The organism is Spirosoma daeguense (assembly GCF_054776875.1).
In genome coordinates this window covers 864503-878932 of sequence record NZ_BAAHBF010000003.1, presented here as the reverse complement: position 1 = coordinate 878932, position 14430 = coordinate 864503, and the positions used below count along the sequence as shown (strand labels likewise).

Here is a 14430-nt window from a genome sequence, read left to right as displayed (position 1 = left end):
GACAGCTTCAAAGAAGCGAAAACAAAATCTGGCTAATCATTTGAATCTTGTTAGAATCCTGCCGGGCCGACGCTTCGGCTCTATTTGCGCCCGAAATCGGCGGGGTTTTCGCCCCAAACGGTAGTTTCCCATTTGAGTACGGGATTACCGTATCTGTGCGTTTTAAGCCAGTTTTCGGCCCGGTCGAGTAACTCGAAAAGTTCGGAATTACGATCTGTTTCTTCCAGCTTCGTATTTGCTTTCTTCTTCTGCACCCAACCAATCGCGGTTCGAGAATCGGAATAAACCGGAATATTGCTGCCTTTCTGATGCAATAACGCTAACGCATGCACTATAGCCAGAAACTCACCGATGTTGTTGGTACCGTCGGCATACGGGCCCATTAGAAACAGGCGCTGTTTGGTTGCCAAATAGATTCCCTGATACTCCATGTCGCCCGTAGCCGTATTCCAAGCAGCATCAACCACCAGACTATCCTGGCGGGGAAGTCCAACTAATCCGTCGAGTTTTCCTTGCTTGGCCGTTTTAGGCGTTTGCCCAATATGCAGATGAGGTTTTTCCTTGAACGCTTTCAGAGCAGCCGGTTTGCTATCGAACGACTTGAAGAGTGGTTTGGCGAAGCCGTCGGTCTGCACTTTGGCTTCGTCCCAGCTATCGTATACGCCGGGTTTTCGGCCTTGCCAGACAACGTAGTATTTAGGCTTTTTTTCGGCCATAATGAAACGTACTTTTTCCGCAAAAATACGAGCAGACCAGCTTTCAACGAAACTTTGTCGACTTATTGCTACACACCCCCGAAAAAGTCCTACAAACAGGATTCTCCGAGGGCGCACACCTAGTCTCAAGTGTAAAATTGTTTCACTACGTATTACTAATTATGAATGCCGACGAATGTTACGTAACGCATAAATTACAACTCCACCTAACAAAGCAAATCCGAGAATGCGCGCTACATGAAACGATACTGGTGGCGGCATTTCGACAATGCCATCCTCGTCCGTTACAACCGGTTGCTTAACGTAGCGTCCATCGGGCGATGGAATAGAACGCGCTTCAAAATCCTGCGATAATCGATAGAGTCCCAGTTCGAGATTATGCCCCCTGACGGCTACACCATGCCCAGTCCCGGCAGCCGATGGGTTGAGTTCGTGGAGCTTCAAGACCGATTTTTTAGCCGCTTCCCAATCACAGGTGAAATAGGCAGGTGGGCCATGAAATTCTTCCCGTTGCGTAGCCACGGCTGAAATGGCATTCTGATTGGTCGTCACAAAGGCATCGCCAGCCAGCAGCGTCCGGTCTTTCTCCCGAAAAAGCGAAATATGTCCGGGCGAGTGACCGGGTGTGTGTATCACTTGCCAATCTGGTAGTTCTGGAATTTTACCATCTTCGGCAATGGCCTGAACCCGGCCACCAAAATTGGTTGGGCCAATTGGAAATACCCACGACATATACGCCATTGCTCCTCCACCAATAGCCGGATCGGGCGGTGGGTAGCTCGATTTACCCCGTAAATAAGGCAGTTCGAGCCGATGTGCGTACACTGGTACGTTCCATTCTTCAAGCAGGTTTTTCAGGGTTCCGGTATGGTCGGCATGACCGTGCGTCAGAACTATGGCATCCGGTTTTGTGCCATGCCCAAACAACTCTTCAGCGCGTTTTTTTATGGCATCGGCATAGCCCATAAAGCCAGTGTCGACCAATACCCATTTATTTCCAGAGCCGGGCTTACCAATAAAAAAAACATTGACAAACAGGGTTTTCAATCCTGCTACGTCATCGGTTACGTCGTAGGGCGATTTTTTAGAAGTGTCGATTGGCCAATCAAGGTCGAATTCGTTTTCCATGTAAGTTGAGTTTTGTAGCTGCTCAACCTACTGACTAACAACATTGTTCTATAAACTATGCGAATGGTCCTAAACCTTTCAACTCTTCTCTTCCCACACTTGCGCTACGTTCACAATGACCTCAACAGCCTTCTGCATATCCTGCACCGACACCCATTCAAGCCGCGAATGAAACGCGTGTTCACCCGCAAAGATATTCGGGCAGGGCAATCCCATAAATGACAGTCGAGACCCATCCGTACCACCTCGAATGCTACGTTGCTCCGCTGGTAAACCCGCCCGCCGGATGGCTTCGAGTGCATTCTCAACAACTGCCGGGTACTGATCCAGCACTTCCTTCATATTCCGGTACTGCTCCTTAACCACAAGTTTGGCTGACGAGCCCGGATAATGAGCCAGTACGTTGTTCAGTTGATTTTGCAGATACGTTTCTTTCTCGTGCAAACCGGCTTCCGAAAAATCGCGAATGATAAATTCAAGCACGGCCTGATCCTGATTTCCTTCAAAGCGAGTTGGATGTACGAAACCTTCCTTTTCTTCAGTCGTTTCGGGTGAAAGGGTATCTTTTGGTAAGGATGCCAAAAAATCAGCGGCAATTTTAAGTGCATTTTCGAGCTTGCCTTTCCCAAAACCGGGGTGCGTACTAACGCCCTGAATAGTGATAGCAACGCCATCGGCCGAAAACGTTTCGTCTTCAAGTGTGCCCAGCGCTTCTCCATCGATCGTATAGCCAAAATCGGCGCCCAGCTTCTGAATATCTACTTTTTCGGTGCCACGACCCACTTCTTCATCGGGCGTGAATAGCAGTCGAATACGGCCGTGTTTGACTTCGGGATGGGTTAACAGATAATGCGCTGCGTCCATAATTTCGGCCACGCCCGCTTTGTTATCGGCACCGAGCAACGTAGTGCCGCTGGCGGTAATAATATCATTATCGAGCTGGTTTGCCAGATCTGGATGATCGGCGATACGTATCACCTGAGCAGCATCGTCGGGCAGTGTAATATCAGAACCGTTCCAGTTTTGGTGAATGATCGGCTTTACGCCAGCTCCCGTTACGTCGGGCGATGTATCGACGTGCGAGCAGAAACAGATAACCGGTACGTTCGTTTTATCGGTATTGGCCGGAATGGTTGCGTAAACGTAGCCCCACTCATCGAGTTCGGCATCATTGATTCCCATCTCATGCAACTCCTGCACCAGCACGCGACTCAGGTCTTTCTGTTTTTCGGTGCTTGGATTGGTTGTCGATTGCGGGTCCGATTGCGTATCAATCTGAACGTAGCGCAGAAAGCGGTCAACGGCGGTGAATTGGTAATTTTGCATAGTCAATTTTGGCGGTCACAAGTTCATTTTCATGCCCTCGTGCGATGGTTTGAAACCAAGTTTTTCGTAGAAACGTAGCGCGTCGGGGCGTTGTTTGTCGGTGGTGAGTTGAAGCAGATGGGCGTTACGTTTGCGGGCGCGTTGAATGGCCCATTCGATCATCTTTTGTCCGATTCCTTCCCCGCGCTGGTCTTCCCGAATACGAACGGCTTCGATTTGCGCCCGAATTCCGCCCCGATACGTCAGGCACTGAATAAAGCTTAACTGCAACCTACCGATCACCTCACCCGCTTCATTCTCCACAACGATCAGTTCCTGATTCGCATCAGCGCTGATTTTATCGAAAGCGTCATAATAGTGAACTGGCAACGATTCGGCGTAATTTTCGCGTAGTTGACCGAGTTTATCATTGGCCAACAATTGAACAATCGACGCTACGTCGGGCCGGGTTGCTTTTCTAAAAATCATCTACCAAAAGGCGGGAAACGAATCGTTTAAGCGCTCTTTGCCAGAACACCTACTAAATCGGCCGGTGAGTAGTTAACACTTTTGAGTGTTTTGTGATCGGCATCCCGAAATACCAGATATTTCCCTTCCGACTCAATAAAATGACAGGGAACACCTTTGGCCTGATAAGCGGCTACGGTTTCTTCAGCTTCAGCGACCGTAAGGCAGGCCTTACTCATATTTGACCGCTGCACTTCATCGAACAGCGTTTTAAACTGATGCCCTAGTCCGAACTCGAGCACGGCTCCCGATAATACGTATTGCAAATCGCATAAAGCATCGGCTACGGCAACAATATCGCCTTCGGTAATCGCGTCGCGTAGTTCGTCGAGTTCTTCAGCCAACAGAGCAACCCGCAGCTGACAACGGGCTTCGGATGGAATCTGGGGAGTTTCTAAAACAGGAGCATGAAAGGTGCGGTGAAATTCCGCGACCTGATTTAATGAGTCAGGTTGTTGCATAGGTACTGAGTTGATGGGGAAAAAGTGAGAGAGCGAAAGGGTGAAAGAGCGAAAGATTTAATCGCTCTTTCACCCTTTCGCTCTCTCACTCATTAATTTTCTTCCTCGCTGGTGAACGAATACAGCGTGTTGTCTAGCGACAACGTATTGTTTTTGAAATTACGAATGAAATTTTCGATAACCTCGTCGTTGATTTCTTCCACGTTCAAACAAACGTCGAGTGCGATGCCGTAGTCCGACTGCAAATCAACCTCTACGTGCTCCTGTACTTTTACCGCTTCTGTTTCTTCAAGTTCGTCGATGAGTTCAGTCAGAGCCGTTTCGGCTTCTTCTTCCAGATCGGACGAAATTTTGTAATTTTCTTCACGCTCTTCGGGCGGAACGTATTCTGGATATGTTTTACGCACCTGATCTACAGCCATTTCATAAACCAGACTGCTATGATGAAGCCGGAGCGTATAGACCAACGTATCGAAAATCACTTCTGCACCCTGATATTTCCCAGGAAACTGAATATGAGCACATTCGCCCTCTTCCAATACGTCGAGATCGTTGTCTTCAACATAGACAAACGACTTGCCTTCCTGGCTGCACTCTTCGATCAGTGCGTTTATTTCTTCAGGGTCATACCCCTCATTTTTGTAAGTTGCCATAAGACAAAGCTAATAGTCTGAACCTGGATTTCAACAAGATTGGAATGATTTACAGAATTACCTGAGCTATGTATGTATCTTGTAAATCGTTCCAATCTTGTTGAAATCCAGATTCAGACAGTTTACTTCACAAACAATAATTCTCTATATTTTACGAGCGGCCAATCTTCATCGTCCACAATCTGTTCGAGTTTATCGACTTCGTAACGGATAATTTCGAAATGGTCTTTTATTTCGGTAGCGTACAGACGAGCACGGTCGGTTGTGTCTTCTACGTTATTAGCCTTCTTACGTGACTCAATCATCGTTTCGACGCCTTTTTTGATCACCATTACCCGTGTCGAGATTTCGCGAAGGATATCTTTTATCGGTTCTGCTTCAGCGGTCATGCCCAGCTCAACCAGATTTCGGGCGGTTTCAGCCAGTTTGTTCTGATACTTGAGCGCCGTCGATACTACATGGTTCATGGCCAGATCGCCCATCACCCGCGACTCGATCTGTACGTTTTTGATGTATTTTTCAAGCTCGATTTCGTAGCGCGATTCTACCTCAGCATGATTCATAATGCCCGTTCGTTCGAATAACGCCAGCGATTCGGGCTGTATATAAATACCCAGCGCATCGGGCGTCGACTTGATATTCGACAAACCGCGTTCAGCGGCTTCCTGTACCCATTCGTCTGAATACCCGTTTCCTTCAAATAGAATTCGTTTGGAATTGGCATAATACTCTTTCAGAATGTCGACAATGGCTAGTTCCTTCTTTTCGCCTTTGGCTAACCGGCCATCAAGATCAGTTTTGAATTTCGTTAGTTGATCGGCCACAATCGCATTCAACACCGTCATGGTTGAAGCCGAATTAGCGGAACTACCTACAGCTCTGAACTCAAATTTATTACCTGTGAAGGCAAAGGGCGACGTACGGTTCCGGTCGGTATTGTCGCGCATCAGGCTCGGAATACGATTCAGACCAAGTTTATAATACACATTATCACCTTTGTTGATCGTCACTTCCGACTTGGTTTCGAGGTCGTTAAGGGCCTGCGTCAATGCTTCTCCTAAAAATACGGATACAATAGCCGGTGGTGCTTCATTAGCCCCCAATCTATGTTCGTTACCAGCCGAAGCAATGCTGGCACGTAGCAGATCGGCATTGTCATGAACGGCTTTTATTACGTTGACCAGAAATGTCAGAAAGCGCAAACTTTCTTTTGGCCGAGTACTGGGAGCCAGCAGGTTAACCCCCGTATTGGTTCCCATCGACCAGTTATTGTGTTTACCCGATCCGTTTACACCTGCAAATGGTTTTTCATGGAAAAGTACCTTCAGATTATGTTTCTCGGCAATTTTCTCCATCAAATCCATAAGTAATGCGTTGTGGTCGATGGCGAGGTTCACCTCTTCGAACGTTGGCGCTACCTCAAACTGGCCGGGAGCTACTTCGTTGTGGCGAGTACGTACCGGCATACCCAGTTTCATCGACTCAAACTCAAAATCGACCATAAACGCATTGACACGGGGCGGAATAGAGCCGAAATAATGGTCATCCAACTGCTGTCCGCGCGCTGGCTGATGCCCAAATACAGTCCGACCAGCAAGCACCAGATCAGGGCGGGCGTAGAACAACGCCCGGTCTACCACGAAGTATTCCTGCTCAGGGCCGAGTGTAGGCGTCACTTTCGTAATATTTCGGTCGAAATACTGGCAAACGGCCGTTGCTGCTTTATCCAACGCATTTAATGCTTTGAGTAAAGGCGTTTTATAATCAAGCGCTTCGCCGGTATAGCTAATAAAAACCGATGGAATGCAAAGCGTTTTGCCTCCGGCCCCATTATCCATCAGAAACGCGGGTGAACTAGGGTCCCAGCCAGTATAACCCCGCGCTTCGAACGTATTACGTAAGCCTCCGTTCGGAAACGACGATGCATCAGGTTCCTGCTGCACCAGCGCGCTACCTTTGAACTTTTCCATGGCTTTACCATCGGCCCCGACGTCGAAAAAGGCATCGTGTTTTTCGGCAGTTTCGCCTGTTAACGGCTGGAACCAGTGTGTGTAGTGCGTGGCTCCTTTTGAGGTAGCCCACGATTTGAGTGCACTGGCAACTTCATCGGCAATAGTACGATCTATTTGACCGTTCGTATTTATGGCTTCAGTTACTTTCAAATATGCTTCGGGCGAGAGTAACCCGCGCATCACTTCGTTACTAAATGTATAACTGCCAAAAAAATCGCCGACTCGTTCTGTAGGCGCGGCTACCTGCAAGGCCTGCCGATTTTGCGCAATTTCAAGGGCTTTGAAACGAAAATTGCTCATTTGGTGGGTTTCGCGGTTTAAAGATCAAAAGTTTACCAAACATACACGCCTTCGTGGATATTCCAACGTAACGGCCCGTATGCTACGTTTCCTATAGGCTCGTTTCACAGGTCTACGGCAACTTTTGCTGCAAATAATAAACGTAGCAGAGGTGGGCTCTTACTCTTTTATTCAGTGAAGTTTCTTTGCTAAATAAGAAAGCCGCTCCGATTGTCGGAGCGGCTTTCCATTATCTATTTCGTTTCACCGATTTATGCTTCTACAGCTTCAGCCGATTTAACGGTTTTAATAATAACAGCAGCTACTTTGTATGGATCAGCGGCCGAGTTTGGACGACGATCTTCTAACCAGCCTTTCCAGCCGCGTTCTACCGTAGCGATTGGGATACGGATCGAAGCACCCCGGTCAGAGATACCAAACGAGAACTGGCTGATCGACTGGGTTTCGTGCTTACCGGTTAGGCGCAGGTGGTTATCAGCACCGTAGACATCAATACATTCTTTGATGATTTCGGGCGTACGACCAAATCCGCTACAGATTTTTTCGTATACTTCTTTGCTGCCAGCCGTACGTAGCGTGGTGTTCGAGAAGTTCGCGTGCATACCCGAACCATTCCAGTCGGTATCACCAAGAGGCTTACAATGCCAGTTGATCGAAAGACCGTATTTTTCTCCGATACGCTCCAGAATATAACGGGCAACCCAAATCTGATCGCCAGCTTCTTTAGCACCTTTCGAGAAAATCTGGAATTCCCACTGACCTGTAGCTACTTCAGCGTTGATACCTTCTACGTTCAGACCCGCATCAAGGCAAGCGTCAAGATGTTCTTCAACAACGTAACGACCATAGGCGTTATTAGCACCTACCGAGCAATAGTAAGGACCTTGCCCGCGTTTTGGGAAACCTTCTGCTGGGAATCCTAGTGGTTTATTGATTGATTCGTCCCAAAGAAAGTATTCTTGTTCAAAACCAAACCAGAAATCATTGTCATCATCTTGGATCGTGGCGCGACCATTTGTCTCGTGAGCCGTTCCGTCAGCGTTCAGTACTTCGCACATAACGAGGTAACCGTTTTTGCGCTGTGGATCAGGGCAGATAAAAACAGGTTTTAACAGACAGTCAGACGAACCACCCGGAGCCTGTTCGGTCGAAGAACCGTCGAACGACCACATTGGGCAATCTTCTAACTTACCAGAGAAATCAGCTTCAATTTTTGTTTTTGAACGTAAGCTTTGGGTGGGCTTATAACCATCGAGCCAAATGTATTCTAACTTCGCCTTTGCCATGATGTACAAGTGAATTGTTTTAAATAGGGGTTTTGTCTCAATACTTTCGACAAATATAATGCGGCATCACCATAAAAAATAAATGCCTCCAAGGGGTTTAGCCGTATTATTTACTGTTTTTATGGAAATATTATAATTAAAATTCGTTCAGTCCAGTAAATAACCCTACTTTATCCAAAAAAATTAGAACTATACAGATTTGTGGGTTTTGTTCATAAAATCGTATCTATACCCCATAAGTCGTTCAAAATACGCGTAATTCTCTCGTTTAAAGGTTCTTTTCCTAGAAAACAGGTTTTATTTATACTACGTTGTAATTGTCGATTTACATCGCTTGTAAAAGGCCTGTTCGTTTGTATTTTATTCAACATTACCTGAATTTCTTCCAACGGAAGAATACCATTTACTGCGTAGCAGGAACAAGTCCCGGTCAGCCGCTGTTTTTTTCGTAATTTTGTGAGATATAAGTCTATACTGTGAAAAAAGTTGCTTTCTATACACTCGGTTGCAAACTGAACTTTTCCGAAACATCAACTCTAGGCCGTCTGATGGAACAGTACGGTTACGAGCGGGTGGAGTTTAATCAGCAACCAGATATATTCATCATCAATACGTGTTCCGTGACCGACAATGCCGACAAAAAATGCCGGAAAATTGTTCGCGAAGCACAGAAAATCAATCCCGATGGCTACGTAGCGGTATTAGGCTGTTACGCACAGTTGAAACCAAAGGAGATTTCGGAGATTCCGGGAGTCGATGCCGTACTCGGCGCATCTGAAAAGTTTCGTCTGCACGAACTCATGTCGACATTCGAGAAAGTGCCAACGGGCCAACCCGCTCAGGTATTTAACTCGCCGATTGAGAATGCCATTGAGTATCATTCCTCGTACTCGCTTAACGACCGTACACGCACATTTCTAAAAGTGCAGGACGGTTGCGATTATCCTTGTGCTTATTGCACCATACCGCTTGCCCGTGGCAAAAGCCGTTCCGATACGGTCGCCAACGTAGTACGTGCCGCCCAGGAAATTGCCGAACGTTCTGTAAAAGAGATTGTGTTGACAGGTGTTAATATCGGTGATTTTGGGTTGATCGATGGACATCGGCAGGAGACGTTTCTCGACTTAATCAAAGCACTTGATTCAGTAGAAGGCATCGAACGGTTTCGCATTTCGAGCATCGAACCGAATTTGCTTACCGACGAGGTTATCGAGTTTGTAGCCCAGTCGAAACGGTTTGTTCCGCATTTTCACGTACCGCTTCAATCGGGCAGTAATCGCGTACTTGGGCTAATGCGTCGTCGGTACAAACGTGAACTTTATGTTGACCGCGTCCAGAAAATCAAGGAGTTAATGCCACACGCATGTATTGGTGTCGACGTAATTGTAGGGCATCCCGGCGAAACCGACGTAGCGTTTAAGGAGACGTATCAGTTTCTGAACGAGCTACCTATTTCGTATCTACACGTGTTTACTTATTCCGAACGGCCTAACACAACGGCACTCGACATTACACCAATCGTGCCTGCAAATGTAAGGGCCGAACGGTCGAAAATGCTGCATATTCTGTCAGACAAAAAACGTCGTGCTTTCTACGAATCGCAGGTAGGACGTGATGCAACAGTACTGTTTGAGGAAGACGTAGAAAATGGTCTGATGCAGGGCTTTACCGAAAACTATGTTCGCGTAGTTGCCAAATATGACCCTTTGCTCATAAACGAAATTCTGCCGGTACGTATGACCACGATCAATGCGGCTGGCCTAATGGAAGTTAGTGAACCAGAAGTTATTTTGGAGCACCATTGAATACCATTTCATTCAATTACGCTATACAAGCAAAAAGCCCGTTTCTGATTCAGAAACGGGCTTTTTGTTAAAATCAAATCTCAGCTTAGTCTTTTTTATACTGCTGAATAATTTTGTAAAGTGCTTTTTGTTTTTCCAGCTCAGGGAAAAACTCGAATAACTGCACATGTGCATCATAATCGAGCGAGAGTGCTGCTTCCAGTTGAATCAGCGCTTCGCGATAATGACCGGCATGAATCAGATAAATCGCTGAGCGATAATACAAATCTGCTTCAGTAGGCATATCCTCGATAGCCGACTGAATAATATCGTTCGCTTTTAGAAAATCGCCCTGATCGAAGGGCACTAGCGACCATGTCAGAAACACATCTGGGTTTTCGGCATCAACTTCGGCCGCTTTCTCAAACGCTTCGACACTCGCCAACGCATTGCCGACTTTGTATTCCGTTTCGGCCAGTGCAATATAATAATCTCCGTTCTGGTCGTTTAGTTTAACTGCTTTCTGTAGGAAAGGTAAAGATTCGTACCATTTTCCCGACTCGCTCAGACAAACACCAATCCCATACCACGCTTCATCCCACATGGCATCCATACGGATAGCCTCACGGTATTCTTTAACAGCTTCGGATATTTTGTCCTGTTTTTCCAGACTAGCTCCTAAATGGCAGTACGTATCGGCAGTGGGCTCCTCATATTTGAGTGTTTCACGGTAACATTGTTCCGCTTTCTCAAACTGGCCGAGATTCATATACGTATTACCCAGATTAAAATGCGCCGACGCAAAATCTTCTTTAATCAGTACAGCGTAATCATAGGCTTCAGCAGCTTCCGGATAACGGGCAAGCTTGCTATTAGCTATGCCCATATTATACCACGCATTGTATGAATACGGATCAGTGTCAATTAGCTGTTGGTAATACGAAAGGCTATTCTCCAGTTCACCTGTTATGTCGAGACAGAACGCCAGTTCATACAGGGCATTTTCGTTATTAATGTTTAGCGCTATCGATTTTTTATACTGGGTAATCGCTTCATCGTATTTGCCCCAATTCTGATAACTCTGCCCTAGTTGAAATAGGATATCATCTTTATCTTCGGCCCGGTCGAGTAGCTCTTCCAACACCTGAATCGATTCTTCATAGCGGCCAGCCATATTCAGGACAGAGCCTTGCATAAATGGTACATCGAGGTCGCCGGGGTTAAACAACGAAGCCCGTTCCAGTAAATCAAGCGCTTCGTCGAACCGTTGATAATTAGCTAAAATCTGGGCTTTGTCGAGCATTAATTCCAGCGCATACGGGAAGTTTTCCAGACCGGATTCGGCGGCTTTGAACGCCTTGTCTAAATCGCCCTGATTGAGGTAATGCTCAACCATTTGTTCATAGACATCCAAATCGAAAAACTGGCTTTGTTGCTGGTCCAGCATCTGCTCAAAACGCCGGATAGATTCTTTAATATCGCCTTCTCGTTCTTCGAACTCTTGCTCCATACTATTGCCTTAAAAATGTGGGCGGATAGGGGCCGAAGCCATTGGCTCGGTTTATCCTTTGGCAGTGAAATTTAAACCAAAATATTGAATTTCCAATACCCCATTTGCAAAATTTACGCCGTTGGTGGAGCCAATTCGAAGGCACTCGCTACCCGTTGTAATGTTTCGCTTAGTGGTCGGTATTGAAAATCAAGTACCTGCTCTAATTTGTGTCCATCATACCGATATGACGCACTTGCCGACCGGGCTGTTTCCCGCGTAATAAGAGGATTTTTTCCCATTGCCCACGCGCGAACGGCTTCTAACGGCCAAAGCAATTTTGTCAGCAAGGGCGGTATCCGCATGGTTGGCGGACGCTTCTTCAGAACACCTGCTATCTGTTCTAACAACGAACGATACGGAATGGTGCCCCCATTTAAGATGAACCGTTGAGCCGCTACGTCGGACTTCATCAGCCGAACCAACGAATCGGTTACGTCGAGTACATCGACGTAGTTAACCAGCCCCGCCGGGTAAAAAGGACGTTCGTCATATACATATTTAATCAATTGCAGGCTGCTACGTTGCCAATCGCCAGCACCGAGCACAACCGATGGATTAACCATTACAGCGTTTAGTCCTTCTGCCACACCCCGCCAAACTTCCAGTTCAGCCCGATACTTGGTTTTGGCATAAATTGAATTATTTGGTGAATCTTCCCATTTCTGATTTTCATTAATAAGCACAGAACCAGCACGTTCACCTACTTTCGCGGCTGGCCGACCAATAGCAGCAACCGAACTTACATACCCTAATTTCCGCACACCCGCTTTCAGGCAGATATTCACTACGTTGGCTGTACCTTCTACATTGATACGTTCCATCCGGTCGCGATCTTTCGGAACAAACGACACAATGGCTGCCGCGTGAATAACATCTATGTTGCCAGTCTTACTTTCGGCTTCAATAGCGGTTTCGAGTGAAGGAATATCCATTATATCGCCTTCATGCCACGTAATCTGATCTGCTAGGTCAGCCAGCATACCATACCCACTCGTCGGGCGATACAATACGGAAACGTTATATCCTTCGGCCAGATAACGCCGGGCAATGTGGGAACCGATAAAACCAGTTCCTCCTGTTATAAATACGTTATTACGTAGTGATGAGGGCATTTAAAATACGTTCAAGAGTGATGAAGCCCGGAGCCTGACGAGCGTGAAGTTCGACAAGAAGCTGGAGGTAATTAGAATCGGTTTCGATAGTTGGCGTCTTGAGTTGTAGACCAAATCGTTTAACCTCAATATTGAATCCATACTGCCCTACATCAACTCCAACTAATTCAGCATTCCACAATAGAAAGCTTTCAATTGCTTTATCAACTACAACAATGAATTGGTTTGTATCGGGATGCTTTTTAACCAACAGTTTATCACGTTGGTCTACATATTCAAACTTGGCGAAAAAGCCTTTACAATGCATATTTAGCTTTTTATCATTGTCTACAATACCAATTAAGTTATATTCATTCGCTCGGGGCGATAACATAGCCTTTGCCACTTCGGGGCATCCTTGCTCATGAATACTCATTTTGTGGTCAGGAAATAGAAAACGAATCAAAGCCGTGTCGGCATGGCACTCAGGTAAAAATAAAACAGGACGATCAGGCATTCGGCTCGTAGCGACTAAGATTGTAAAACAAGTCAATACTCAAATCGCGAGCTTCCTGTAATTCATCCGTTGTAAGCTGCCTGACATGCGTCTGATAATCTTTGTAGTACGTAATGTAAACAGCTAACTCAGTCTCATCCAATTCATCTACTAGCGTTTGCAACAAATAAGGACTATGCGTTGAGATAAAGAATTGATTTTCTTCGCTATAAGCAATCCGATGTGCCATTGTTTTTACGTATGGCGGAAAAGAATGAACCTCTGGCTCTTCAAAAACAATTACCGAGTTTTTATTGGATTCAATAGCCGTTACGTAGAACATGAATCTGCGGAACGTATCGGCAATGGAGAAGTAAGGATATTGCTTGACCCGAGGGCCTTCTTTCTTTTGAAGAATAAAATTCTGTTCAAAATCTGATAACACAAACTCTAAGCTTTGCTCTTCAAAAAGTTTTGCAAACTCCTGCCATAAGTCTGAATACCGATTAACTACAGCATAAAGATTTCCGCCATGAGGAGGAAGTAAATATTGGCTAAATGTATTTTTAAAGTTATCTAATTGCTTGAAGTCATATTTCTTTACTGGACTTGTTCGATAAGTTTCAAAATGATCCCTTTCTTCACGTTTGTTAAATACTCCAGCAGATAAGGTTCGAACATTTCCATTAGAATCTAGATAAAAACTTCTATAAGTAGAATCAGTACTTTTTCTTGTTAAATCATATTTATCTTCATTTGCACGTGTCCTCTTCAGGTCATACTCATCTTCAGCAGTATTCTCCCCTAAATCACGTCGCTCAAGAACGGCATTAAGTACATTAGTATTTATTTCAATCGACTCTTCAGGATTATTATCACGGAATAGGTCTCTCAACTCACTATAGCGAACAGCTCCACTCAAATATTTATCGTCATCATAACTCGCCCCCAACAAACCCAACCCCTCTAAAATATTCGATTTGCCGACGTTTGGCTTACCGATGAATACGTTCACACGCTTGCAGTCGAGACGGAGGTCTTTGATGGACTTGAAGTTTTTGATTTCGACCCAGTTGAGGAAATTATTCGTATCAGGCGTGTTGTTCTCCATAATAGCT

13 protein-coding genes are annotated in these 14430 nt (G+C 45.8%); 1 reads left to right on the top strand and 12 read right to left on the bottom strand.

The window, feature by feature from the left end; genetic code table 11:
* Window positions 1-80 precede the first annotated feature (80 nt).
* From ACYVD4_RS12535 to ACYVD4_RS12500, 8 genes are all read right to left on the bottom strand, one after another.
* Window positions 81-716 (bottom strand): ribonuclease H1 domain-containing protein, encoded by a 636-nt coding sequence (locus tag ACYVD4_RS12535; protein WP_460946015.1) that lies wholly within the window; start codon window positions 714-716, stop codon window positions 81-83.
* 159 nt (window positions 717-875) lie between these two features.
* Window positions 876-1844: an MBL fold metallo-hydrolase gene (locus ACYVD4_RS12530; RefSeq protein WP_460946013.1), complete on the bottom strand. Its 969-nt coding sequence runs from the start codon at window positions 1842-1844 to the stop codon at window positions 876-878.
* Between the two features lie 78 nt (window positions 1845-1922).
* On the bottom strand, window positions 1923-3170 hold the full coding sequence (gene pepT, locus ACYVD4_RS12525) for a peptidase T (protein ID WP_460946011.1): 1248 nt from the start codon (window positions 3168-3170) through the stop codon (window positions 1923-1925).
* A 15-nt stretch (window positions 3171-3185) separates the two neighbouring features.
* The gene (locus ACYVD4_RS12520; RefSeq protein WP_460946009.1) at window positions 3186-3638 is read right to left on the bottom strand and encodes a GNAT family N-acetyltransferase; all 453 of its coding nucleotides are present in this window, start codon (window positions 3636-3638) and stop codon (window positions 3186-3188) included.
* 26 nt (window positions 3639-3664) lie between these two features.
* Entirely contained in the window at window positions 3665-4138 is a 474-nt protein-coding gene (locus tag ACYVD4_RS12515; RefSeq protein ID WP_460946007.1) for a pyrophosphohydrolase domain-containing protein, read from the bottom strand.
* A gap of 92 nt (window positions 4139-4230) precedes the next feature.
* Entirely contained in the window at window positions 4231-4791 is a 561-nt protein-coding gene (locus ACYVD4_RS12510; RefSeq protein WP_460946005.1) for a hypothetical protein, read from the bottom strand.
* A 122-nt stretch (window positions 4792-4913) separates the two neighbouring features.
* Window positions 4914-7103: a glutamine synthetase III family protein gene (locus ACYVD4_RS12505; protein ID WP_460946003.1), complete on the bottom strand. Its 2190-nt coding sequence runs from the start codon at window positions 7101-7103 to the stop codon at window positions 4914-4916.
* Window positions 7104-7354: 251 nt separating this feature from the next.
* Complete coding sequence (locus tag ACYVD4_RS12500; RefSeq protein WP_460946001.1) at window positions 7355-8389, bottom strand: glutamine synthetase beta-grasp domain-containing protein; 1035 nt, start codon at window positions 8387-8389, stop codon at window positions 7355-7357.
* Window positions 8390-8865: 476 nt separating this feature from the next.
* Between ACYVD4_RS12500 and mtaB the strand changes: the two genes are divergently transcribed.
* On the top strand, window positions 8866-10194 hold the full coding sequence (mtaB, locus tag ACYVD4_RS12495; RefSeq protein WP_460945999.1) for a tRNA (N(6)-L-threonylcarbamoyladenosine(37)-C(2))-methylthiotransferase MtaB: 1329 nt from the start codon (window positions 8866-8868) through the stop codon (window positions 10192-10194).
* Window positions 10195-10279: 85 nt separating this feature from the next.
* On the opposite strand, the gene ACYVD4_RS12490 is transcribed toward mtaB, so the two are convergent.
* The 4 genes from ACYVD4_RS12490 to ACYVD4_RS12475 all read right to left on the bottom strand — a co-directional run bounded on the left by ACYVD4_RS12490 (window position 10280) and on the right by ACYVD4_RS12475 (window position 14423).
* The gene (locus ACYVD4_RS12490; protein WP_460945997.1) at window positions 10280-11683 is read right to left on the bottom strand and encodes a tetratricopeptide repeat protein; all 1404 of its coding nucleotides are present in this window, start codon (window positions 11681-11683) and stop codon (window positions 10280-10282) included.
* A 113-nt stretch (window positions 11684-11796) separates the two neighbouring features.
* Window positions 11797-12837: an SDR family NAD(P)-dependent oxidoreductase gene (locus ACYVD4_RS12485; protein WP_460945995.1), complete on the bottom strand. Its 1041-nt coding sequence runs from the start codon at window positions 12835-12837 to the stop codon at window positions 11797-11799.
* Window positions 12818-13333 (bottom strand): hypothetical protein, encoded by a 516-nt coding sequence (locus tag ACYVD4_RS12480; protein WP_460945993.1) that lies wholly within the window; start codon window positions 13331-13333, stop codon window positions 12818-12820. The genes ACYVD4_RS12485 and ACYVD4_RS12480 overlap by 20 nt, the downstream gene beginning before the upstream one ends.
* A complete protein-coding gene (locus ACYVD4_RS12475) occupies window positions 13326-14423 on the bottom strand; it encodes an AAA family ATPase (protein WP_460945991.1) in 1098 nt (365 codons plus the stop codon). The genes ACYVD4_RS12480 and ACYVD4_RS12475 overlap by 8 nt, the downstream gene beginning before the upstream one ends.
* Between the last annotated feature and the right edge of the window lie 7 nt (window positions 14424-14430).

Coding starts and splice junctions, on each gene's coding strand:
- ACYVD4_RS12475 (WP_460945991.1), bottom strand. CDS start 14,423: ATGGAGAACAACACGCCTGATACGAATAATTTCCTCAACTGGGTCGAA.
- ACYVD4_RS12490 (WP_460945997.1), bottom strand. CDS start 11,683: ATGGAGCAAGAGTTCGAAGAACGAGAAGGCGATATTAAAGAATCTATC.
- ACYVD4_RS12530 (WP_460946013.1), bottom strand. CDS start 1,844: ATGGAAAACGAATTCGACCTTGATTGGCCAATCGACACTTCTAAAAAA.
- ACYVD4_RS12535 (WP_460946015.1), bottom strand. CDS start 716: ATGGCCGAAAAAAAGCCTAAATACTACGTTGTCTGGCAAGGCCGAAAA.
- ACYVD4_RS12500 (WP_460946001.1), bottom strand. CDS start 8,389: ATGGCAAAGGCGAAGTTAGAATACATTTGGCTCGATGGTTATAAGCCC.
- ACYVD4_RS12515 (WP_460946007.1), bottom strand. CDS start 4,138: ATGCAACAACCTGACTCATTAAATCAGGTCGCGGAATTTCACCGCACC.
- pepT (WP_460946011.1), bottom strand. CDS start 3,170: ATGCAAAATTACCAATTCACCGCCGTTGACCGCTTTCTGCGCTACGTT.
- ACYVD4_RS12485 (WP_460945995.1), bottom strand. CDS start 12,837: ATGCCCTCATCACTACGTAATAACGTATTTATAACAGGAGGAACTGGT.
- ACYVD4_RS12510 (WP_460946005.1), bottom strand. CDS start 4,791: ATGGCAACTTACAAAAATGAGGGGTATGACCCTGAAGAAATAAACGCA.
- ACYVD4_RS12480 (WP_460945993.1), bottom strand. CDS start 13,333: ATGCCTGATCGTCCTGTTTTATTTTTACCTGAGTGCCATGCCGACACG.
- ACYVD4_RS12505 (WP_460946003.1), bottom strand. CDS start 7,103: ATGAGCAATTTTCGTTTCAAAGCCCTTGAAATTGCGCAAAATCGGCAG.
- ACYVD4_RS12520 (WP_460946009.1), bottom strand. CDS start 3,638: ATGATTTTTAGAAAAGCAACCCGGCCCGACGTAGCGTCGATTGTTCAA.